At 72.7% G+C, this 19630-nt stretch carries 23 protein-coding genes; 12 read left to right on the top strand and 11 right to left on the bottom strand.

Annotated features, from left to right (window positions below; genetic code table 11):
• Positions 1-3: 3 nt before the first annotated feature.
• The 4 genes from paaD to paaA form a co-directional block, all read right to left on the bottom strand.
• Complete coding sequence (gene paaD, locus HOO61_RS10590; RefSeq protein WP_172258638.1) at positions 4-507, bottom strand: 1,2-phenylacetyl-CoA epoxidase subunit PaaD; 504 nt, start codon at positions 505-507, stop codon at positions 4-6.
• 14 nt (positions 508-521) lie between these two features.
• A complete protein-coding gene (paaC, locus tag HOO61_RS10585) occupies positions 522-1448 on the bottom strand; it encodes a 1,2-phenylacetyl-CoA epoxidase subunit PaaC (RefSeq protein WP_216658782.1) in 927 nt (308 codons plus the stop codon).
• Positions 1449-1459: 11 nt separating this feature from the next.
• Positions 1460-1753, bottom strand: a complete 294-nt coding sequence (gene paaB, locus HOO61_RS10580; protein WP_367650133.1) for a 1,2-phenylacetyl-CoA epoxidase subunit PaaB — start codon at positions 1751-1753, stop codon at positions 1460-1462.
• A gap of 65 nt (positions 1754-1818) precedes the next feature.
• Positions 1819-2787, bottom strand: a complete 969-nt coding sequence (gene paaA, locus HOO61_RS10575; RefSeq protein ID WP_172258635.1) for a 1,2-phenylacetyl-CoA epoxidase subunit PaaA — start codon at positions 2785-2787, stop codon at positions 1819-1821.
• Between the two features lie 132 nt (positions 2788-2919).
• Between paaA and paaZ the strand changes: the two genes are divergently transcribed.
• The 3 genes from paaZ to HOO61_RS10560 are packed head-to-tail and all read left to right on the top strand — an operon-like array spanning position 2920 to position 5517.
• The gene (gene paaZ, locus HOO61_RS10570) at positions 2920-4950 is read left to right on the top strand and encodes a phenylacetic acid degradation bifunctional protein PaaZ (RefSeq protein WP_172258634.1); all 2031 of its coding nucleotides are present in this window, start codon (positions 2920-2922) and stop codon (positions 4948-4950) included.
• Positions 4951-4966: 16 nt separating this feature from the next.
• Positions 4967-5266 (top strand): hypothetical protein, encoded by a 300-nt coding sequence (locus HOO61_RS10565; protein ID WP_172258633.1) that lies wholly within the window; start codon positions 4967-4969, stop codon positions 5264-5266.
• 32 nt (positions 5267-5298) lie between these two features.
• Positions 5299-5517, top strand: a complete 219-nt coding sequence (locus tag HOO61_RS10560; RefSeq protein WP_172258632.1) for a PLDc N-terminal domain-containing protein — start codon at positions 5299-5301, stop codon at positions 5515-5517.
• A gap of 9 nt (positions 5518-5526) precedes the next feature.
• On the opposite strand, the gene HOO61_RS10555 is transcribed toward HOO61_RS10560, so the two are convergent.
• The 3 genes from HOO61_RS10555 to HOO61_RS10545 are packed head-to-tail and all read right to left on the bottom strand — an operon-like array spanning position 5527 to position 6857.
• Positions 5527-5958 carry a rhodanese-like domain-containing protein gene (locus HOO61_RS10555; RefSeq protein WP_172258631.1) on the bottom strand — a complete coding sequence of 144 codons (432 nt, stop codon included), beginning with the start codon at positions 5956-5958 and terminating at the stop codon, positions 5527-5529.
• A gap of 10 nt (positions 5959-5968) precedes the next feature.
• Entirely contained in the window at positions 5969-6625 is a 657-nt protein-coding gene (locus tag HOO61_RS10550; RefSeq protein WP_172258630.1) for an SDR family oxidoreductase, read from the bottom strand.
• A gap of 19 nt (positions 6626-6644) precedes the next feature.
• The gene (locus HOO61_RS10545) at positions 6645-6857 is read right to left on the bottom strand and encodes a hypothetical protein (protein WP_172258629.1); all 213 of its coding nucleotides are present in this window, start codon (positions 6855-6857) and stop codon (positions 6645-6647) included.
• Positions 6858-6939: 82 nt separating this feature from the next.
• Between HOO61_RS10545 and HOO61_RS10540 the strand changes: the two genes are divergently transcribed.
• Complete coding sequence (locus HOO61_RS10540; protein WP_172258628.1) at positions 6940-7929, top strand: LLM class F420-dependent oxidoreductase; 990 nt, start codon at positions 6940-6942, stop codon at positions 7927-7929.
• An 18-nt stretch (positions 7930-7947) separates the two neighbouring features.
• On the opposite strand, the gene HOO61_RS10535 is transcribed toward HOO61_RS10540, so the two are convergent.
• Positions 7948-8970 (bottom strand): LLM class flavin-dependent oxidoreductase, encoded by a 1023-nt coding sequence (locus tag HOO61_RS10535; RefSeq protein ID WP_172258627.1) that lies wholly within the window; start codon positions 8968-8970, stop codon positions 7948-7950.
• Positions 8971-9163: 193 nt separating this feature from the next.
• Here HOO61_RS10535 and HOO61_RS10530 point away from each other — a divergent pair, with 193 nt between their 5' ends.
• The 3 genes from HOO61_RS10530 to HOO61_RS10520 all read left to right on the top strand — a co-directional run bounded on the left by HOO61_RS10530 (position 9164) and on the right by HOO61_RS10520 (position 11936).
• Positions 9164-9841: a GntR family transcriptional regulator gene (locus HOO61_RS10530; RefSeq protein ID WP_172258626.1), complete on the top strand. Its 678-nt coding sequence runs from the start codon at positions 9164-9166 to the stop codon at positions 9839-9841.
• Positions 9838-10878 carry a 1-aminocyclopropane-1-carboxylate deaminase gene (locus tag HOO61_RS10525; protein WP_172258625.1) on the top strand — a complete coding sequence of 347 codons (1041 nt, stop codon included), beginning with the start codon at positions 9838-9840 and terminating at the stop codon, positions 10876-10878. Before HOO61_RS10530 ends, HOO61_RS10525 begins: the two co-directional genes overlap by 4 nt.
• A 176-nt stretch (positions 10879-11054) precedes the next feature.
• Positions 11055-11936 carry an aminoglycoside phosphotransferase family protein gene (locus tag HOO61_RS10520; RefSeq protein ID WP_172258624.1) on the top strand — a complete coding sequence of 294 codons (882 nt, stop codon included), beginning with the start codon at positions 11055-11057 and terminating at the stop codon, positions 11934-11936.
• Here the strand turns inward: HOO61_RS10520 and HOO61_RS10515 are convergent.
• Positions 11923-12636 carry an aspartate/glutamate racemase family protein gene (locus HOO61_RS10515; RefSeq protein WP_253942245.1) on the bottom strand — a complete coding sequence of 238 codons (714 nt, stop codon included), beginning with the start codon at positions 12634-12636 and terminating at the stop codon, positions 11923-11925. The genes HOO61_RS10520 and HOO61_RS10515 overlap by 14 nt on opposite strands.
• A 47-nt stretch (positions 12637-12683) precedes the next feature.
• Between HOO61_RS10515 and HOO61_RS10510 the strand changes: the two genes are divergently transcribed.
• From HOO61_RS10510 to HOO61_RS10490, 5 genes are all read left to right on the top strand, one after another.
• The gene (locus tag HOO61_RS10510; RefSeq protein ID WP_172258623.1) at positions 12684-13286 is read left to right on the top strand and encodes a GNAT family N-acetyltransferase; all 603 of its coding nucleotides are present in this window, start codon (positions 12684-12686) and stop codon (positions 13284-13286) included.
• Positions 13287-13295: 9 nt separating this feature from the next.
• Complete coding sequence (locus HOO61_RS10505; RefSeq protein WP_172258622.1) at positions 13296-13754, top strand: DUF6153 family protein; 459 nt, start codon at positions 13296-13298, stop codon at positions 13752-13754.
• Positions 13755-13823: 69 nt separating this feature from the next.
• Complete coding sequence (locus tag HOO61_RS10500; protein WP_172258621.1) at positions 13824-14456, top strand: DUF305 domain-containing protein; 633 nt, start codon at positions 13824-13826, stop codon at positions 14454-14456.
• A 126-nt stretch (positions 14457-14582) separates the two neighbouring features.
• Positions 14583-17033 (top strand): FAD/NAD(P)-binding protein, encoded by a 2451-nt coding sequence (locus tag HOO61_RS10495; RefSeq protein WP_172258620.1) that lies wholly within the window; start codon positions 14583-14585, stop codon positions 17031-17033.
• Positions 17034-17038: 5 nt separating this feature from the next.
• A complete protein-coding gene (locus HOO61_RS10490) occupies positions 17039-17251 on the top strand; it encodes a hypothetical protein (RefSeq protein ID WP_172258619.1) in 213 nt (70 codons plus the stop codon).
• 80 nt (positions 17252-17331) lie between these two features.
• Here HOO61_RS10490 and HOO61_RS10485 read toward each other — a convergent pair whose 3' ends face one another.
• Complete coding sequence (locus HOO61_RS10485) at positions 17332-18435, bottom strand: YbdK family carboxylate-amine ligase (RefSeq protein ID WP_172258618.1); 1104 nt, start codon at positions 18433-18435, stop codon at positions 17332-17334.
• Positions 18436-19539: an acyl-CoA desaturase gene (locus HOO61_RS10480; RefSeq protein ID WP_172258617.1), complete on the bottom strand. Its 1104-nt coding sequence runs from the start codon at positions 19537-19539 to the stop codon at positions 18436-18438.
• Between the last annotated feature and the right edge of the window lie 91 nt (positions 19540-19630).

The following is a 19630-nucleotide window of genomic DNA, read 5'->3' as shown; positions in this document are numbered from 1 at the left end:
GACTCAGATCTCCTTTACGTGGTCGAACGGCTCGAGGCAGGACGTGCAGCGGTACTGCGCCTTGCAGGCGGTCGAGCCGAACTCCGAGACCAGCTCGGTGGCGGGTGAGTCGCACTGCGGACAGCGCACCTGGCGGGCGGTCGGGAGGAGGGTCAGCGGGATCGGGCCGGACGTCGACGGCGCCGGGCCGGGCGGGGAGATGCCGGCCGCGGCAAGGGCCGTCCGGCCCTCGGGCGTGATCCAGTCGGTGGTCCAGGCCGGGTCGAGGCTGACCCGCACCTCGACGCGGTCGAACCCGGCGCCCTGCAGCTCGCGGACGAGGTCGTCGCGCATCGCCGCCATCGCCGGGCAGCCGGAGTAGGTCGGGGTGATGTCGACGACGACGTGGGAGTCGCCCACCACGTCGACGTCGCGGAGCACGCCGAGGTCGGCCAGGGTGAGCATGGGCAGCTCGGGGTCCGTGACCCGCTCGGCCACGCGACGCGCGCGCTCCGTCGTACGACTCATCAGCCTCACTCCCGTCACCACTGACCCAGCGGGTGGGCGCGAGCCACGGACTGCATCTCGGCGAGCATGCGGCTCAGCGGCTCGCCGTGCATCCCGTCGCGACCCGTGCGGCCCAGCACCCCGGCCCGGCGGGGCGCCTCGGGGCGCGGCACGCCGGCTGCGATGAGCACCTGGTCGAGCACGTCCTCGGCGGCCTCGCGGACCGATGCCGGGTCGACGCCGACGCCTGAAGCGGCGGCCGCCGCCTCGACGGGGTGGGTGTCGAAGAGCTCCGGCCACAGCGGCCACAGCCCGTCGAGCGCGGCGAGCAGCCGGCGGCGCGACTCGTCGGTGCCCTGCGCGAGCGTGACGAACCAGCGCGCCGAGTAGTCGCGGTGGTAGGCCAGCTCCTTGACGCCCTTGGCCGCGACGGCCGCGAGCACGTGGTCGCGGCTGGAGCGCAGGCGCTCGAAGGTCGCGAGCCGCCAGACCGAGAACAGCAGCACCCGGACGGTCGCCTCCGCGAAGTCGCCGTTGACGAGCTCGGTGAGCCGCACGTTGCGGAACTCGTGGGCCTCGCGGAAGAACGCGAGCGCGTCCTCGGGCGGTGCCGGCGAGCCCTCGGGCAGCCGCGGGACGACCGACTCGTCGGCCTTCGCCGCGCGGGCGAGCAGGAGCCGCGCCTGGCCGAGCAGGTCGAGCGCGATGTTGGACAGCGCGATGTCGTCCTCGAGGTCGGGCGCGTTGCTGGTCCACTCCGAGATCCGGTGCGACATCACCAGCGCGTCGTCGCCCAGCATCAGGGCGTACGCCGCCAGCGTGGGCGCGTCGACGCCCTCGGGGATGGTCGTGTCGACGCCGGCCAGCGGGTCCTCGAAGTCGGTGCCGAAGGCCCAGTGGGCGTCGTTGACGAGCAGGCCGGCGTAGGCGTTGTCGTGCTCGTCCTCGGGCGTCGTGTGCACGTGGTCCTCCATCACATGTGGGGGACGTTGTCGGCGATGGCGTAGAACGTCGGGTGGCGGTAGACCTTGTCGCCGCTGGGGGCGAACATCGGGTCCTTCTCGTCGGGGCTCGAGGCGGTGATCGCGTCGGCGCGCACCACCCAGATGCTCACGCCCTCGTTGCGGCGTGTGTAGACGTCGCGGGCGTGGAGCAGCGCCATCCGGTCGTCGGCGGCGTGCAGGGAGCCGACGTGGACGTGGTTGAGGCCGCGCTTGCCACGGACGAAGACCTCGTAGAGCGGCCACTCGGGCTCCGGAGGGGTCACCCCCTGCCCGGTCGGGACGTCCTTCAGCGGCACGGCCCCGTGGCCGCCCTCGGCGGAGAGCTCGCTCATGCGTTCGCCTTCCTCTGCCCGGCCGCCCGCTGCTTGGCGGCGTACGCCGTCGCGGCCTCCCGCACCCAGGCGCCGTCCTCGTGGGCGCGGCGGCGGTGGGCCATCCGCTGCGCGTTGCAGGGGCCGTTGCCCTTCACGCCCTCCATGAACTCGTCCCAGTCGGGCTGGCCGAAGTCGTGGTGGCCGCGCTCCTCGTTCCACCGGAGCTCGGGGTCGGGGAGCGTGACGCCGAGGGCCTCGGCCTGCGGCACGGACATGTCGACGAACTTCTGCCGCAGCTCGTCGTTGGTGTGGCGCTTGATGCCCCACGCCATCGACTGGGCGGTGTTGGGCGAGGCGTCGTCGGGCGGGCCGAACATCATCAGCGCCGGCCACCAGAAGCGGTCGACCGACTCCTGCACCATGGCGCGCTGCTCGTCGGTGCCGCGCATCATGGTGGCGAGCAGCTCGTAGCCCTGGCGCTGGTGGAAGGACTCCTCCTTGCACACGCGGATCATCGCGCGGCCGTAGGGACCGTAGGAGGTGCGGCACAGCGGCACCTGGTTGCAGATCGCGGCGCCGTCGACCAGCCAGCCGATCGTGCCGACGTCGGCGTAGGACAGCGTCGGGTAGTTGAAGATCGAGGAGTACTTCTGCTTGCCGGCGATCAGCAGCTCCGTGAGCTCGAGCCGGGAGACGCCGAGGGTCTCGGCCGCGGAGTAGAGGTAGAGCCCGTGCCCGGCCTCGTCCTGGACCTTGGCGAGCAGGATCGCCTTGCGGCGCAGGCTGGGCGCCCGGGTGATCCAGTTCCCCTCGGGCTGCATGCCGATGATCTCGCTGTGCGCGTGCTGGGCGATCTGGCGCACGAGGGTCTTGCGGTAGCCCTCCGGCATCCAGTCGCGGGGCTCGATCCGCTCGTTGCGCGCGATCGTGGCCTCGAAGCCGGCCTCGAGATCGCCCGCGGGCGGCGTCTGCGTGAGTGTCATGCGTCCTCCGACGTGGGTCTGCGACCACATTTACTGACCGATCGGTCTGCTATTAGTGTGTCACCCGTCACCCCGGGCACGCAAACACCGCGGCCCCCACCCGACGCCGACCCGACTTCGAGGGAGTCCCCCGTGACCCGACTGCTCGAGAGCTACGCCGCCGGACGCTGGTACGCCGCCTCCGCCGAGGGCCACCCCCTCCTGGACGCGGCCACCGGCGAGGAGGTCGCGCGGATCTCCAGCGCCGGGCTCGACCTGGGCGCGATGGCCCACCACGCCCGTACGGTCGGCGGTCCCGCGATCCGGGAGATGACCTTCCACGAGCGAGCCCTGCTCCTCAAGGAGCTGGCCGCCCACCTGACCGGGCTCAAGAACGAGCTCTACGAGCTCTCCCTCGCCACCGGCGCGACCCGACGCGACTCGATGATCGACATCGACGGCGGCTTCGGCACGATGTTCAGCTATTCGTCCAAGGCCCGCCGCGAGCTGCCGAACGACATCGTGGTGTGCGACGGCGACCTCGAGCAGCTCGGCCGCACCGGCGTCTTCATGGGCCAGCACGTCTACACCTCGCGCCCCGGCGTGGCGGTGCAGATCAACGCCTTCAACTTCCCCGTCTGGGGCATGCTCGAGAAGCTCGCGCCGGCCTTCGTCGCCGGGCTCCCGTCGATCGTCAAGCCCGCCAGCCAGACGGCGTACCTCACCGAGCTCGTCGTCCGGCGGATCATCGAGTCGGGCATCCTCCCCGAGGGCTCGCTCCAGCTGCTCGCCGGCTCGGCCGGCGACCTGCTCGACCACCTCGGCGTGCAGGACTCCGTGGCCTTCACCGGCTCGGCCCACACCGCCGGCATCCTGCGCCAGCACCCCTCGGTGCTCCACGGCGGCTGCACGCTCCAGGTCGAGGCCGACTCGCTCAACTGCTCGGTGCTCGGCCCCGACGTGACGTCCAGCGACCCGGAGTGGGACCTCTTCGTCAAGGGCGTCGTCACCGAGATGACCGCCAAGGCCGGGCAGAAGTGCACGGCCATCCGCCGCGTCATCGTGCCGTCCGCCGTGGCCGACGAGATGACCGACGCGATCGCCGCGAAGCTGTCGACCATCACGGTCGGCAACCCCGACGACGAGTCCGTCCGGATGGGTCCGCTCGCCTCCCTCGGGCAGCGCGAGGAGGTCCGCAAGGCCGTCGAGGCGCTGCGCTCCTCGGCCGAGGTCGTCCTCGGCGACCCGAGTGCCACCACGGGGTTCGCCGGTGACGGTGAGCGCGGCGCCTTCATGGCGCCCGTCCTCCTCCGGGCCCGCGCCGGCGCGGTGGAGCCGCACGACGTCGAGCCCTTCGGCCCGGTGTCGACCGTGATGTCGTACGACTCCCTCGACGAGGCCGTCACCCTGGCCGCGCGCGGCAAGGGATCGCTGGTCGGCTCGGTGGTCACCCACGACCCGGAGGTCGCCCGCACCCTGGTCCTCGGGCTCGCTCCCTGGCACGGCCGCATCCTCGTCCTCGACCGCGACGACGCCCCCGAGAGCACCGGCCACGGCTCTCCCCTGTCGATGCTGGTCCACGGCGGCCCGGGACGCGCCGGCGGCGGCGAGGAGCTGGGCGGCGTACGCGGCGTGCTGCACCACATGCAGCGCTCGGCGATCCAGGCCTCCCCCGACATGCTCACCGCGATCACCGGTCGATGGACGCGCGGCTCGCGGCGCACCGAGACGCCGGAGCACCCGTTCCGCCACTCGCTGGCGACGCTGCGGGTCGGCGACACGATCGCCTCGCAGCCGCGCGTGATCTCCCGCGCCGACATCGACCACTTCTCCGAGTTCACCGGCGACACCTTCTACGCCCACACCGACCCGGAGGCGGCCGCGCAGAACCCGCTCTTCGGCGGCATCGTCGCCCACGGCTACCTCATCGTGTCGATGGCAGCAGGGCTCTTCGTCGACCCCGCCCCGGGGCCGGTGCTCGCCAACTTCGGCGTCGACAACCTGCGCTTCCTGACCCCGGTCAAGGCCGGCGACTCGATCCGCGTGACGCTCACCGTCAAGCAGGTCACCCCGCGCTCCTCGGCCGACTACGGCGAGGTCCGCTGGGACGCGCTCGTCACCAACCAGGACGACGAGCCGGTGGCGACCTACGACGTGCTGACGCTGGTGGCCAAGGAGGGCTGAGCACTACCCTCGCGCCGTGAGCCGGTCAGCGCAGCGCCTCGTCGGGATCGTCGTGCTGCTGGTCCTGGGGATGCTCAGCCTGCCGGCGACGGCGTACGTCCTCGACGACCCGGGCACGGAGAACTGGATCGTCCCGGTGCAGCTGCTCGCCATGGCCGCTGTCGGCGCGGCGGTCACGATCGCGCTGCCCGGCCTGGCCCGCGAGGGCGCGCCGACCGGGCGCCGCGCGCTGACGGGCGCCTGGTGGGGCCTGGCCGCGGCGTTCGCCGGCGTCGTCGTCTCCTGGCTGTTGATCAACGGGCTCGGCGGTGCGTGATCACCATGCCGGCGCCCGGTAGGTTCGGGGCCATGGCACAGAAGAAGTCCTGGGGCGACATGACGCCCGCGCAGAAGAAGCTCGTCGCCGTGGCCGGGATCGTGGAGGTCGCCGTCACCGCGTGGTGCGCCAAGGATCTCAAGCAGCGCCCCGCCGAGCTCGTGCGCGGACCCAAGCTGCTCTGGGTCCCGGCCCTGTCGGTGCAGCCCGTCGGGCCGATCGCCTACCTGCTCTGGGGTCGCAAGCGCTGACCCGCCGGGTCAGCCGGCGAGGTCGGCGTAGCCCCCGCCGTTGACGACGTCGGTGAACCCGAGGTCGCGCATCTGCTCGACCGCGCCGGTCGCGCGACGACCCGACGCGCAGTAGACGACGTAGGACTCCTCGCGGGGCAGCTCGGAGATCCGCTCGGCGAAGTCAGCCGCCTGGTAGTCGATGTTGACCGCGCCGTCGAGGTGGCCGGAGTCGAACTCCTCGGCGGTGCGTACGTCGACGACCTCGGCGCCGTCCGCGACCCGCGCGAGCGCGTCGGCGGCCGGAATCGGCGCCGCGCCGTCCGAGGCCGACGACGATGCGCCAGCAGGCTCGGAGGTCTCGTCCGCCCCGCAGGCCGCGGCTCCGACGAGCAGCACGGCCGCCGACCCCAGCGCGGCGAGGCGGCGGGTCGCACGACGGGAGGGATGGATCGGCTGCACGTCCTCGAGACTAGCCTTCGAAGGCGACCTCGCTGCTCCAGTCTGCGTCCGGCCTCGCGACCGCGTCCCAGATCGCGTCGGCCACCCGGTCGGGAGTGAAGGCGCCCTCGCGCGAGAGCGCCCCGCGCACCGTCACCGACACCGCGCGGATGCCGTCGCCGGACAGGGTCTTGTCGATGCTGTGCACGAGGTTGCGCACGCCCGCCTTCTGCACGCCCAGCGACGCCGCGCCCTCCCACGGGTCGTCGGCCGCCATGCTGCCGGTGACGCTGATCCGCCCGTCTGCGGACATGAAGGGTCGGGCGGCCTGCACGACGCTGAGCAGGGCGCCCACGCCGAGCGCGACGTCCTCGAGGAGCTCCTCGACCGTGAGGGTCAGCGGGTCCTTCTCGCGGAAGGCACTGGGGTTGAAGTGCAGGACGTCGATGCGCCCGGTGTGCTCACCGAAGCGGCGTACGGCGTCGCGTGCGGCCTGCTCGTCGGTGACGTCGGCGCACGCATGGCCCACTGCGGCACCGCGGGCGCCGAGGTCGGCGGCCAGCTGGTCCAGCACGTGCTGGTCCTGGCCGAGGAGCGCCACGTCGTAGCCCTCGTCGGCGAATCGGCGTGCCACCGACCCGCTCACGCCCGGCCCGGCGCCCACCACCACGATCACTGGCTTGCTCATGGGGCCGTTCTACCGCAGGTCAGGGCTTGTGGGGGTGCTCGCCCGTGGGGTCGTCCGGGATCGCGTTGGGTCCCTGCGAGCCCTCGTCGACCTCACCGGGCTGCGGGTCGGGCTGGCCGGCCACGGAGTCGCCGGAGCTGATCGGCTCCGGGGCGTCCGCTGCCATCTCGGAGACCTGGCCCTCCTGGCCGTCCTGGTCGGTCTTCTTGTCCTGTCCGTCTGAGGTGTCCATGCGTCCAGACAAGCACCGGCCACCTGAGCGGCTCACCTGTTCGGGCGGTGGGTGGCCCCGGGCGGCTGGCTACGGTCGCAGGATGACGCGCTTCGGATACACGCTGATGACCGAGCAGAGCGGCCCGCGGGAGCTGGTGTCGTACGCCGTCGCCGCCGAGCAGGCCGGCTTCGACTTCGAGGTGATGAGCGACCACTACTCGCCGTGGCTCACCGAGCAGGGGCACGCACCGTACGCCTGGACGACGCTGGGTGCCGTGGCACAGGCGACCGAGCGCGTGGGCCTGATGACCTACGTGACGTGCCCGACCCTGCGCTACCACCCCGCCGTCGTGGCGCAGAAGGCCGCAACGCTGCAGATCCTCGCCGAGGGCCGCTTCGTCCTCGGGCTGGGCAGCGGCGAGAACCTCAACGAGCACGTCGTGGGTGAGGGCTGGCCCGCGATCGCCGAGCGCCAGGACATGCTCGCCGAGGCCATCGAGGTGATCCGCGCGCTGCACACGGGCGAGCTGGTCGACCACCGGGGCGACTTCTTCCAGGTCGACTCCGCCCGCATCTGGGACCTCCCCGAGCAGGGCGTCGACATCGGCGTCGCCGTTGCCGGCGACCGGGCGATCGAGCGTTTCGCGCCGCTGAGCGACCACCTGGTTGCTGTCGAGCCGAAGGCCGAGATCGTCGAGTCGTGGAACGAGGTCGAGGGCGCCCCGCGGATCGGCCGGGAGGCTCGCGCCGTCGGACAGATCCCGATCTGCTGGGACCCCGACGAGGACACCGCCGTCAAGCGGGCGCACGAGCAGTTCCGTTGGTTCGCCGGCGGCTGGTCGGTCAACGCCGACCTGCCCACCCCGGCCGGATTCTCCGGCGCGACGACGTACGTCCGCCCCGAGGACGTCGCCGGGTCGATCCCCTGCGGCCCCGACCTCGACAAGATCGTGGAGGCGGTCTCGGCCTACTGGGAGGCGGGCTTCACCGACGTGGCCCTCGTCCAGGTCGGCGACGAGGGGCAGGACCGCTTCATCAGCGAGGCGGCCGGCCCGCTGCTGGAGAAGCTGCGGGCGGCCGCCCCGTCGTGACCTGCGCGGCGTGAGGCGTCAGCGCCAGCCGAGGTCGGGCGCCACGTCGGTGAGCACCGTCTCGAGGATGTGGGCGTTGTAGTCCACGCCGAGCTGGTTGGGCACCGTGAGCAGCAGGGTGTCGGCGGCGGCGACCGCCTCGTCGTCGGCGAGCTCCTTGACCAGCACGTCGGGCTCGGCGGCGTACGTCTTGCCGAAGACGGCGCGCAGGTTGGCCTCGATCTGGCCGAACTGGTCGGAGCTCGAGCCCTCGTGGCCGAAGTACATCCGGTCGAGGTCGGTGGTGATCGGCATGATCGACCGGCTCACCGACACGCGGGGCTCACCCTCGTGGCCGGCCTCGCGCCACGCCTCGCGGAAGACCTCGATCTGCTTGCGCTGCTGGACGTGGAAGGGCTCGCCCGTCTCGTCGGCCTTGAGCGTCGAGCTCATCAGGTGCATCCCCTTCTCGGCCGCCCAGCGGGCGGTGGCGTCGGAGGCGGCACCCCACCAGATGCGCTCGCGCAGGCCCTCGGAGTGCGGCTCGATGCGCAGCAGGCCGGGCGGGTTGGGGAACATCGGGCGCGGGTTGGGCTGCGCGAACCCCTCCCCCTCCAGCACCTGCAGGAGCACCTCGGTGTGGCGGCGGGCCATGTCGGCCTGGTCCTCGCCCGCGGCGGGGGCGTAGCCGAAGTAGCGCCAGCCCTCGATCACCTGCTCCGGTGATCCCCGGCTGATGCCGAGCTGGAGCCGGCCGCCCGCGATCAGGTCGGCGGACCCGGCGTCCTCGGCCATGTAGAGCGGGTTCTCGTAGCGCATGTCGATCACGCCGGTGCCGATCTCGATCCGGCTGGTGCGCGCGCCGACCGCGGCGAGCAGCGGGAACGGCGAGGCGAGCTGGCGCGCGAAGTGGTGCACCCGGAAGTACGCCCCGTCCGCGCCGAGCTCCTCGGCCGCGACCGCGAGGTCGATCGACTGCAGCAGGGTGTCCGACGCCGAGCGCACCGCGGACTGCGGCGAGTCGGTCCAGTGGCCGAAGTTCAAGAACCCGATCTTCTTCATGCCTGGTCCAACGCTCAACCACCGGCGTTGTTCCCGGGCCTGACCGCCCTCGCCGGCCGGGGTAGTCCAGTAGGCAACGGTCGCGACGGGTGGGTAGTCCAGTGGGAAACGGCCGTCAGATCGGCAGATTCGCGACCATTTGCCACTGGACTACCGCTTGACGGGAACGGCCCTGCGATGTGCAATATATTGCATGCCGGTGCCCACGTCCCCCAACCCACTGCGACCCAGCCTCTTACGCGAGACCGTCCACGACCGGCTCCGCGACGCGATCGTCGACGGCACGCTGGCGCCGGGCGAGGTGGTCCGCGACACCGAGCTCGCTGCCTGGCTCGGCGTGAGTCGTACGCCCGTGCGCGAGGCGCTGCTGCGACTCGGCGACACCGGCCTGGTCAGGTCGGCCCCGGGACGCTCGACCGTCGTCGCCGAGATCGACCTCGCCGAGGTGCGCGAGGCCCACGCCGTCGTCGTCGCCATGCATCGGCTCGCCGTCACCGAGGCGGTGGCCCGGCTCACCGCGGGCGACCTCGACCGGATGCGCGAGGCCAACGAGCGCTTCGCCGCGGCGATCGGTGCCGGTGACACCGACGCCGCGCTCAGCGCGGACGACGCCTTCCACCGCGTCGCCGTCGAGGTGTCCGGCAACCGGGCGCTGGCCACGGTGCTCGACCAGTTCACCCCGGTCGTACGCCGCCTCGAGCGCCGCCGCTTCGCCAGCCACGCCGGCACGGAGTCGGTCGACCTCCACGCGCGACTGGTGGAGGCCTGCGCCAGCGGCGACGAGCAAGCGGCGGCCGACGTCGCCTTCCGCACCTGGCAGAACCTCGCCAACCTGATCCCCGACCCGACCGACTCCCAGGAGACCCCGTGATCCTCGACCAGTTCCCACGTCACCCGCTGACGTTCGGCCCCTCCCCGATCCACGAGCTGACGCGGCTGACGCAGCACCTCGCCGGCCGGGGTGGCGGTGCGACCGTGTGGGCCAAGCGCGAGGACGTGAGCAGCCCTCTCGCGTTCGGCGGCAACAAGGTCCGCAAGCTGGAGTACATCGTCCCCGACGTGCTCGCCTCCGGCGCCGACACGCTCGTGTCCATCGGCGGCTACCAGTCCAACCACACCCGCCAGGTCGCCGCCGTCGCCGCCCACCTCGGTCTCAAGTGCCGGCTGGTGCAGGAGAAGTGGGTGCCGTGGGACGACCCGACCAACACCCAGGTGGGCAACATCCTGCTCAGCCGGATGATGGGCGCCGACTCGCGCCTCGACCCCCACGGCTTCGACATCGGCATCCGAGACTCCTGGAAGGACGCGATCCGCGAGGTCGAGGAGGGGGGCGGCACGCCGTACGCCATCCCGGCCGGCGCCAGCGAGCACCGCCTCGGTGGTCTCGGGTTCGCGAGCTGGGCCTTCGAGGTGGCCGAGCAGGAGAAGGCGCTCGGCGTCACCTTCGACACGATCGTGGTCTGCACGGTCACCGGCTCCACGCACGCCGGGATGATCGCCGGGTTCGCCGCACTGGAGGACCTCACCGGCGTACGACGTCGCGTGCTCGGCATCGACGCCAGCGCCACGATCGAGAAGACCCGCGACCAGGTGGCCCGCATCGCCCGCCACACCGCGGAGCTGATCGAGCTCGGCCGGGATCTCCGCGATGACGAGATCACCGTCCTCGAGGGATGGGCCGGCGAGCTCTACGGCCTGCCCGTGGACTCGACGATGGAGGCGATGGCGCTCGGCGCGCAGCTCGAGGCGATGATCACCGACCCCGTCTACGAGGGGAAGTCCCTCGCCGGGCTGATCGACCTGGTCACCTCCCGGGAGATCCCCGCCGACTCGCACGTGCTCTACGCCCACCTCGGCGGGCAGCCGGCGATCAACGCCTATCACTCGCTCTGGCCTGCCCAGGGCTGAGCGCTCCCTGGACACGTGTCCGTGAAGTCGCCCCTCGGTTGCCGATCCGAGGGCGACATCTCGGACACGTGTGGCGGTCGGGCCCCAGCCCGTCGCACGTGCGGCGCATGTTGCCCTCGAATCGGCCGTTCGAGGGCCAGAGCCGCCGCACGTGCGGCACCCGCTACCGTCGCGGCGTGCCGGACGACGTGGACTTCCCAACCGCACTCGCCTGGGCCGGCTCCGCGACCGGGTCGCGGGTGACGTCGTACGACGCCCTCGTCGGCGGCCTGACGTCGACGATGCTCGCGCTGCGGCACGACGACGGCAGCGAGTCGGTGCTCCGGCTGATGACCGCCGAGCCGTGGCGCACCCACGGAGCCGCGCTGACGAGCCGTGAGCGGGACGCGCAGCTGGCCATGGCCGAGACGCCCGTGCCGGCGCCGAGGAGCCTCGCCCTCGACGCGGACGGAAGGGTGGCCGGCGTCGCCGCGCACCTGATGTCCCGCCTCGACGGTGAGCTGCTCGAGGACAGCCACGAGCCCGGTGACCGGCAGCTGGGGGCGATGGCCGACCTGCTGGCGACGATCCACGACCAGCATCCGGCCGAGCCGTTCCGCACCTTCCAGTCCTGGGCGTGGGAGGAGAAGTGGGTCGTTCCATCCTGGTCGCGTCACCCGGAGTCGTGGCGCCGCGCCTTCGAGGTGCTGGCCGGGCCGGCACCGGCGTACGAACCGACGTTCCTGCACCGCGACTTCAGCCACCGCAACCTGCTGTGGTCCGGGGACGCGATCACCGGGGTGGTCGACTGGGTGGAGACCTCGACCGGCCCAGCGTGGCTCGACGCGGCCCACGCGGCGTCCAACCTAGCACTGGCGTACGGCACTCACCCGGCGCTCGAGCTCCTCCAGCACTACGCCGCCGAGACCGGCACCCGGGCCGATGCCCACTGGCTCGTGATGGACGCCGTGGGCTACCTCCCGCCACCGGGTAAGCGGCCACTGTTCGGCCGCACCGACCAGCTCGGGCGCCTCGACGACTGGCTCGACCTGGTCGTGCGCGACGTCACCCTCGGCTGAGGGCGAAGTCGACGGCCGCCAACGCGTGCAGCCGCGTGGTGGCGAAGACGGGGACGTCGACGTCCTGGGGTCGCAGCAGCAGCTCGATCTCGGTGCAGCCGAGGACCACGCCCTCGGCCCCGTCGGCGACCAGCCGGTCCACCACGTCGACGTACGCCGCCCGCGACGCCTCGCGGACGACACCGTGGACGAGCTCGCCGTAGATCACCTCGTGCACCAGCTCGCGGTCCTCCCCCGGCGGGACGAGCGCCTCGATGCCGTGCGTGGCGAGCCGGTCGCGGACGAACGCCTGCTCCATGGTGAACCGCGTCCCGAGCAGCGCGACCCGCGACAAGCCGGTCGCCCGGACGGCCTCGGCGGTCACGTCGACGATGTGGATCAGCGGGACGTCGGTGGCCGCCTCGATCGCGTCGGCGACCTTGTGCATCGTGTTGGTGCAGAGCACGAGGCACTCCGCGCCCGCCACCTCCAGCGCGGCACCCTCGGCCGCGAGCAGCGCGCCGGCGGCCTCCCACTCCCCCGCGGCCTGCATGGCCTCGACCTCCGCGAAGTCGACCGACGACATCAGCACGCGCGCCGAGTGGTAGCCACCGAGGCGCTCGCGCACCGCCGCGTTGAGGATCTCGTAGTAGAGGGCCGAGCTCTCCCAGCTCATCCCGCCCAGCAGGCCGATCCTGCGCATCCTCGGTCCGGTACCCATGCCTCCATTCAACAGGGCGTGTCGGCGCGCGGGGCTAGCGTGGCGACATGGCCAGCACGCCGCTCGTGAGGTCCCGCGGGTTCGTCGTCCACCCGGCGACGCACGCCCGGTTCGACGACGTGCGCACGATGGTGGGCCCGAAGAACCCGGCCTCCAGCGTGTGCTGGTGCCTGAGCCACCGCATCCCCGCGAAGGAGAACCGCGAGCTCGCCGGCCCCGCGCGCGGTGCGTACGTCGAGTCCCTGACGCGCAGGCGCACCAAGCCCGGGGTGCTCGCCTACGACGGCGACGAGGTCGTCGGGTGGGCGGCCGTCGCGCCCCGTGCCGAGCTGCCGTTCGCCCGCTCCACGAAGATCCCGCACGTCGACGACCAGCCGGCATGGTCGGCCTGGTGCATCCGGGTTCGTCCCGGGCACCGGGGCCGCGGCATCTCCCACGTCCTGCTCGAGGGTGCGGTGGCGTACGCCGTCCAGCAGGGCGCGCCGGTCGTCGAGGGCTACCCGGTCGACAACCGCGGGCAGAAGGTCGACCTGACGATGGCCTACGTCGGCACCCGCAAGCTGTTCGAGGACGCCGGCTTCGAGCTCGCCGCACGCACCGAGGCCACCTCGGCGAGGTTCCCTCGTGTGGTGATGCGACGCGCGACCTAGGCTGGAGGCATGCTCCGGACGTGGTGGGCGGCGCTCGCCCTGCTGGCGATCTTCGCCATGCACGGCCTTGCGTCGCACGCCAGCGCGGCCGAGCCGATCCCCGTGCCAGTCCCAGCCTCGACCCAGAGCGTGTCGAGCGTGACGGACGCGCACCACGCGGCGCACCACCCGGCGCACCACGGTGCCCAGCACGCAACACCCGACGCAGCGCGCGACGCGGCGCCGGTGACGCCCGTGGCGACGCTCGACGGCGATGGCCACGACGGCGGCCAGCACGCGATGCAGGTCCTCGGGCTGTGCGTCGCGGTCCTCGCTACCGCCGCGATCGCCCTGCTCCGGCTCGTCCGCCCCGCGCCGGGCCTCGTCGCCGTACGTCCGCGGGCCCTGCGCAGCGCGACCGCCCCGGTCGCAGCCAGGAACGCCCACGCCCCACCGGACCTCCACGCCCTGTCGGTCCTCCGCTGCTGAGCCGCCCGCCGGCCCGGCCGGCTGACGCGACCTCACAGCAGCACGGACACCACCGACAAGGAGACCCCCATGTCCGCACGCACGCATGTTCGCGCGCGCCGCGCCACCGCGGCAGCGCTCTTCCTGACCCTCACCGGCGCCGGCCTCGCCGGCTGCGGTGAGGACGACGCCTCGGGCGGCACCCCCGCCGCCGAGCACACCGCAGCCAACGGCGACGTCTACAACGACGCCGACGTCGAGTTCGCGACCGAGATGATCCCGCACCACGCCGACGCCCTGGTGATGGTCGACATGACGCAGGGTCGCCGGCTGTCCCCGGAGTTCGCCCGCCTGACGGAGGACATCCGGGAGGCCCAGGCTCCCGAGATCGAGATGATGGCCGACTGGCTCACCGACTGGGGCGAGGAGGTCCCCGAGACCTCCCGCGACCACGTCAACAGTCACATGGGCGATGGCGACATGGGCATGGGCGACGGGATGGGGATGGACCCCGACGACCTGGCCGAGCTCCGCGACTCCGGCGCCAACATGTTCGAGACCATGTGGATGCAGATGATGATCGAGCACCACGAGGGCGCCATCGAGATGGCCGAGACCGAGCAGGCCGAGGGCCTCTTCCCCGACGCCATCGCCCTGGCCGAGTCGATCGAGGAGAGCCAGACAGCCGAGATCGAGCTCATGGAGGAGCTGATCGACCGCTGACCGGCGCGTGGCGCGGCACGACCTACGCGCGTGCCGCGCCACGCCCGCTCGCTCCCCCGAGTCGGCGGGAGCGACCGCCCTGCTACCGTTTGTCAAGTAACTCAGTGGACTATGAGGGGAGCGGGCGTGCGGACGAACGAGGGTGACTGTCGGGTCGTCGTGGTGGGTGCCGGTGCGGGAGGCACCCTGGTGGCCACCCACCTGGTGACGGCCCTGTCCTCGCGCTTCCGCGTCGAGCTGGTCGACCCGGCGCCGAGCACAGGGCGCGGCCAGGCCTACTCCACGACCGACGAGCGACACCTCCTCAACGTCCCGGCCTCGGGCATGAGCGCGTTCCCCCGCGACCCCGAGCACTTCCTGCGCTGGCTCCGCAACCACCACGACCCGAGGTTCCAGCCCCATGACTTCGCCCCGCGCGCGGTCTTCGGCCGCTACGTCGAGAGCCTGCTGACCACCGCGACCGAGTTCCCCGGCAACGCCCGGCTCGTACGCCGCCACGCCGAGGTCGCCGACGTCACTCGCGCCGACGACAGGTTCGTCGTCGAGCTCTCCGACGGGGAGCAGCTCGAGGCACGCGCAGTCGTGCTGGCCACCGGAAGCCGGCCCGGCACCGGCTGGGCCCCGCCCGAGCTGGCGGCCGACCCCCGGCTCGTCGCCGACCCGTGGACGCAGGAGATCCCCGAGGTCGGTGACGTGCTGATGCTCGGGTCGGGCCTGACGATGGTCGACCTCGCGATCACCGCCGACCGCCCCGACCGCACCATCCACGTGGTCTCGCGCACCGACGCCGTGCCGCACCCGCACGTGCTGCCCACGACTCCCCCCGTGCCGCCCCCGCCCGGGATCACGCGCACCCAGGACCTCGACACGCTGCGCGCGACGCTCGCCGCGCACGTGGAGGAGACCGTCGCGGCCACCGGCGACTGGCGCGCCGCCGTCGACGGCCTGCGTCCGGTCACCGCCCAGCTCTGGCGGGGCCTGTCGGAGGCCGACAAGCGCCGCTTCATCACCGAGGACGCCCGCTCGTGGGACGTGCACCGCCACCGGATGGCGCCGGCCACGTCGCGACGGCTCGACGCCGTCGCCACCGTGGGGCGACTGGTGCGCCACCGCGGCACGCTGGCCGCCGTACGCGCCGACCGGTCCGCACTCCACGTCACCCTCGACGACGGGACGACGCTGCGGGTGGCGGCCGTGGTCAACTGCACCGGCCCCGTCGGCACCATCGCCGCCGACCCGCTGCTCACCCGACTCGCGCAGTCGGGCCTGGTCCGTCCCGGCCCGGCTGGACTGGGAATCGACACCGCCGACGACGGACGCATCCTCGGCACCCTGCCCGACACGCTCCCCTTCCTCGCCGTCGGCTCGCTGCGCCGCGGCAACCTGTGGGAGTCCACCGCCATGCCGGAGATCCGCGAGCAGGCCTACGACGTGGCTCGGATCGTCGCACGGTCGCTGCACGGCGAGGCCCGCCGCCGACCGGTCGACCCCTACGGACTCACCCTCTCCGCCAGCCAGGACGCCGCCGAGCTCTACAACGCCGCGCTCGGTCGCCTCCTGCGCCTGCAGGACGGCGTGGAGGAGGGACTCGACGCGGCGGTCGCCGCGGACGGGGGCTTCGTCCAGGCCCACGCGGCCCTGGCGCTGCTCGGGCACGAGTGGGGCGCCACCACGCACTGGCGCGAGTCGCTGCGTGCCGCCCACCGGGCCGCGTCCGACCGCCACCTCGACGACCGCGAGTCGTCCTTCCTCGACGCCGTCACCACCCGGCTGCGCGCCGACGAGGCGACGGGCGCAGCGGCCCTGCTCCGGCACGTACGCCTCTTCCCCCGCGACGCCCTCGCGGTCAGCGTCACGGTGTCGACCGTCGCCTTCGGCGGTCTCACCAGCGGCACCCAGACCGCGCAGCTGGTCGAGTCCCTCGGCCGGTCCTACGGCGACGACTGGTGGTACGCCGGCCAGCTGGCGTTCGTCCGCCAGGACCAGGAGCGCTGGGGCGAGGCCGAGGACCTGGCCTCCTACGCCCTGTCCGTCGAGCCCGCCTCGGGGCATGCCGTCCACGCCCGCGCCCACGTCCACTACGAGACCGGCGACCACGATGCCGGTCTGGCCTGGCTCGACGAGTGGATCCGCACCCGCGGGCCGGAGGCCAACCACCGCTCGCACTTCTCCTGGCACGCGGCGCTCCACGAGCTCATGCAGGACGACGTCGCGGCCGTACGCCGCCGCTGGGCCCGGGAGCTCGCACCCTCGGTCGTCAGCGGCAGCAGGGTCGTGGTCGACAGCGGGTCGTTGCTGTGGCGCGGCCGGGTGACCGGTGCGTGGACCGACGACCTCCCCGTCGCCGAGGTCCGGGCGCAGGCCCCCGCGGAGTGGCTCACCGCGCCGCCGACGCCTTTCGCCGCGATGCACAGCGCCGTGCTGCTCGCCGCCGACGGCGACGCCACCGCGCTCACCGGGCTGGAGGCCCACGCCCGGCAGAGCGACGACCGGGTCTTCGCGACGTCGTCGCTCCCCTGTGCACCGGGCTCGTCCAGGTCGTCGAGGAGCGGTGGAACGCCGCCGCGGCGACGCTGACCGGTGTGGTCGCGACGATGGCGCCGCTGGGCGGCAGCCGGGCCCAGCGCGAGGTGGTCGAGGACACGCTCGTGCACGTCCTGGCGATGGCGGGACGCTCCACGGAGGCGGCCGAGCTGCTCGACCAGCGGCTCTCCCGCCGCTCGTCCGCCCTCGACGCTCGGCGCCGCGCCGTGCTCGGCACGGCGCGCACGGCAGTCGACTCGACGACGTACTGAGCACAGTGGGGAGGATCGTCCTCGACATGTCAGGACGATCCTCCCCGTTGTCGGCCGCGACTGCCGTCGGCGTACGCCGCTCAGCCGTCGAGGTCGGTGGTGCGGGCGACGAGGTCGGCGAGGAGGGCGGGCATTCCGCCGGCCGCGACCACCCGTCGCTGGCGGTTGGGCTCGGTCTCCCCCGCGAGCTCGCGCTCGAGCTGCTCGAGCGGCGCGTCCAGGCGGTCGGCAGCGAGCACGTCCCGCGCCTCGGTGACCACCCTCGCGGCGACCTCGCGCAGGGGGCGCAGCGATCCGTCCACGTCCACGACGCGGGTGTCGAGGCCGTAGCGCGCCGCCCGGTGGTCGTTGACGGCGAGCACGTCGTCGTCGAGGTCGACCTCGTCGGGCGACTCCACCGCGCGTCGGGCGATGCCCTGCACCAGTGAGGTCAACGCAGCGACGGTCGCCAGGGACGGCACGGCGTCCATGACCCGCACCTCCAACGTCCCCAGCAGCGGTCGCGGACGCATCTCCCACCACACGTAGGTGTGGTCGGACGCCTCGGCCGCCGTCATCAGCGCCTCGGTGCGCGCGACGTAGTCGTTCCACGACCGCAGCAGCGGCGGCATGGTGGTGCGGGGGTAGGACCGGATGATGGCCGCCCGTGCCGTGGCCTGACCCGAGTCCAGCCCGTGCCAGTACGGCGATCCCGCGGCCAGTGCGCGCAGCAGCGGCAGGCGGTTGCGCAGGCCGCGGTAGGCCAGCATCGCGGTGTGCTCGTCGGGCAGCCCGACGTGCACCTGCAGGGCCGCGGTCGGCGTGCGCAGCAGGCCGGCGTACTCGTCGATGATGCGGTCGTAGCGCGGCGAGGTGGTGATGTCGGGGACGCCGACGGGCGCGGTCGGGTGCACCCCGCAGGCCAGGACCTGGCCACCCTGCTTGGCGACGAGGGCACGGAGGTCGCGCAACGAGCTCCACGCGTCCTCGGCGCTGCGGCACACCGGGGTGTTGAGCTCGACCTGGTCGACGTAGATCTCGCCGGTGACCACGCCTTCGTCCGACCCGGTCTGCGACATGGCTTCGACGAGCGGCCCTGCCGCCGCACCCATCAGCTCGTCGGCGTCGTCGACGAGCATCAGCTCCTCCTCCACGCCGACGGTGAACTCGCCTCCCGGTGCGTGGGGCGGAACGTGTGACGACACTCAGCGCCTCGGCGGCAGCGACAGCCGGAGGACCTTCTTCCACGCGCTGCCGACCTGCTTCCACAGCGGCGCTGTGTTGTAGGCGAGGCCGTGGCGCTCGAAGAGCTCGCGGACCGGGCCGGCGACCTCGCGGTAGCGGTTGCTGGGCAGGTCCGGGAAGAGGTGGTGCTCGATCTGGTGCGAGAGGTTGCCGCACAGCACGTGGAGCAGCGGCGGCCCGGAGATGTCGGCGGAGCCCAGCATCTGCCGGACGTACCACCGCCCGCGCGTCTCGTGCTCGTCGATCTCGGCGACCTCGAACGTCTCCACGCCCTCGGGGAAGTGGCCGCACATGATCACCGAGTGGCTCCACACGTTGCGGACCAGGTTGGCCACCAGGTTGGCGGTCAGGGTCGTGCGGGCCGAGCCGGTCGGCGCGGACAGCAGCGGGTGCAGGACGTAGTCGCGGAACGCGTTGCGGGCGGCCCGGCGCCCCGTCGTACGCATCTCGCCCTTCTGCTGCTCGGAGAAGCCGCTGCCCGTGCGGAGGGACTCACCGAGGTCGAGGTCGTACATCGCGATGCCGTACTCGAAGATGCACGCGTTCACGAGGTTCCACAGCGGCTGGGCGAGGTGGCGCGGCTCCCACTCCTGGGCCTCGTCGACGCGCAGGATGCCGTAGCCGAGGTCGTTGTCCTTGCCGAGCACGTTGGTGTTGACGTGGTGCCGGTCGTTGTGGGCACGCCGCCACTGCTCCGGGGCGGACGCGTGGTCCCAGTCCCAGGTCGAGGAGTGGATCCGCGGGTCCCGCATCCAGTCCCACTGCCCGTGGAGCACGTTGTGCCCGATCTCCATGTTGTCGAGCACCTTCGACAGCGCGAGCGAGGTGGTGCCCAGCCACCACGCGGTGCGGCTGCGACTGCCGAGGAGGACCAGCCGCCCGGCCACCTCCAGGCAGCGCTGGACGGCGATGACTCGGCGGACGTACGCCGCGTCGCTCGCGCCGCGGTCGGCGATGACCTCCGCGCGCAGGGCGTCCAGGGTGCGGCCGATCTCGTCGACCTCGGCCTCGGTCAGGTCGGCGTACGACCGACGTGTGGGGGTGTGCTGGAGGAAAGCGACCATCGCTCCCAGTGCCCCGTTCCGGCGCTCCCATGCATCTCGCAAATGCCCTCCGTACGGGTGGACTGAGACCCCCGACCCCGGGGGTACGGAG

This window comes from Nocardioides sp. zg-1230 (assembly GCF_013155335.1).
Classification (GTDB): domain Bacteria; phylum Actinomycetota; class Actinomycetes; order Propionibacteriales; family Nocardioidaceae; genus Nocardioides.
The sequence above is the reverse complement of the archived record's forward strand: the minus strand, read 5'-3'. Positions and strand labels throughout refer to the sequence as shown.

Coding starts and splice junctions, on each gene's coding strand:
- HOO61_RS10560 (WP_172258632.1), top strand. CDS start 5,299: ATGGCACAGAAGAAGTCCTGGGGCGACATGACGCCCGCGCAGAAGAAG.
- HOO61_RS10500 (WP_172258621.1), top strand. CDS start 13,824: ATGTCCGCACGCACGCATGTTCGCGCGCGCCGCGCCACCGCGGCAGCG.
- HOO61_RS10515 (WP_253942245.1), bottom strand. CDS start 12,636: ATGGGTACCGGACCGAGGATGCGCAGGATCGGCCTGCTGGGCGGGATG.
- paaD (WP_172258638.1), bottom strand. CDS start 507: ATGAGTCGTACGACGGAGCGCGCGCGTCGCGTGGCCGAGCGGGTCACG.
- HOO61_RS10535 (WP_172258627.1), bottom strand. CDS start 8,970: ATGAAGAAGATCGGGTTCTTGAACTTCGGCCACTGGACCGACTCGCCG.
- HOO61_RS10530 (WP_172258626.1), top strand. CDS start 9,164: ATGCCGGTGCCCACGTCCCCCAACCCACTGCGACCCAGCCTCTTACGC.
- HOO61_RS10480 (WP_172258617.1), bottom strand. CDS start 19,539: ATGGTCGCTTTCCTCCAGCACACCCCCACACGTCGGTCGTACGCCGAC.
- HOO61_RS10545 (WP_172258629.1), bottom strand. CDS start 6,857: ATGGACACCTCAGACGGACAGGACAAGAAGACCGACCAGGACGGCCAG.
- HOO61_RS10550 (WP_172258630.1), bottom strand. CDS start 6,625: ATGAGCAAGCCAGTGATCGTGGTGGTGGGCGCCGGGCCGGGCGTGAGC.
- HOO61_RS10505 (WP_172258622.1), top strand. CDS start 13,296: ATGCTCCGGACGTGGTGGGCGGCGCTCGCCCTGCTGGCGATCTTCGCC.
- HOO61_RS10540 (WP_172258628.1), top strand. CDS start 6,940: ATGACGCGCTTCGGATACACGCTGATGACCGAGCAGAGCGGCCCGCGG.
- paaA (WP_172258635.1), bottom strand. CDS start 2,787: ATGACACTCACGCAGACGCCGCCCGCGGGCGATCTCGAGGCCGGCTTC.
- HOO61_RS10510 (WP_172258623.1), top strand. CDS start 12,684: ATGGCCAGCACGCCGCTCGTGAGGTCCCGCGGGTTCGTCGTCCACCCG.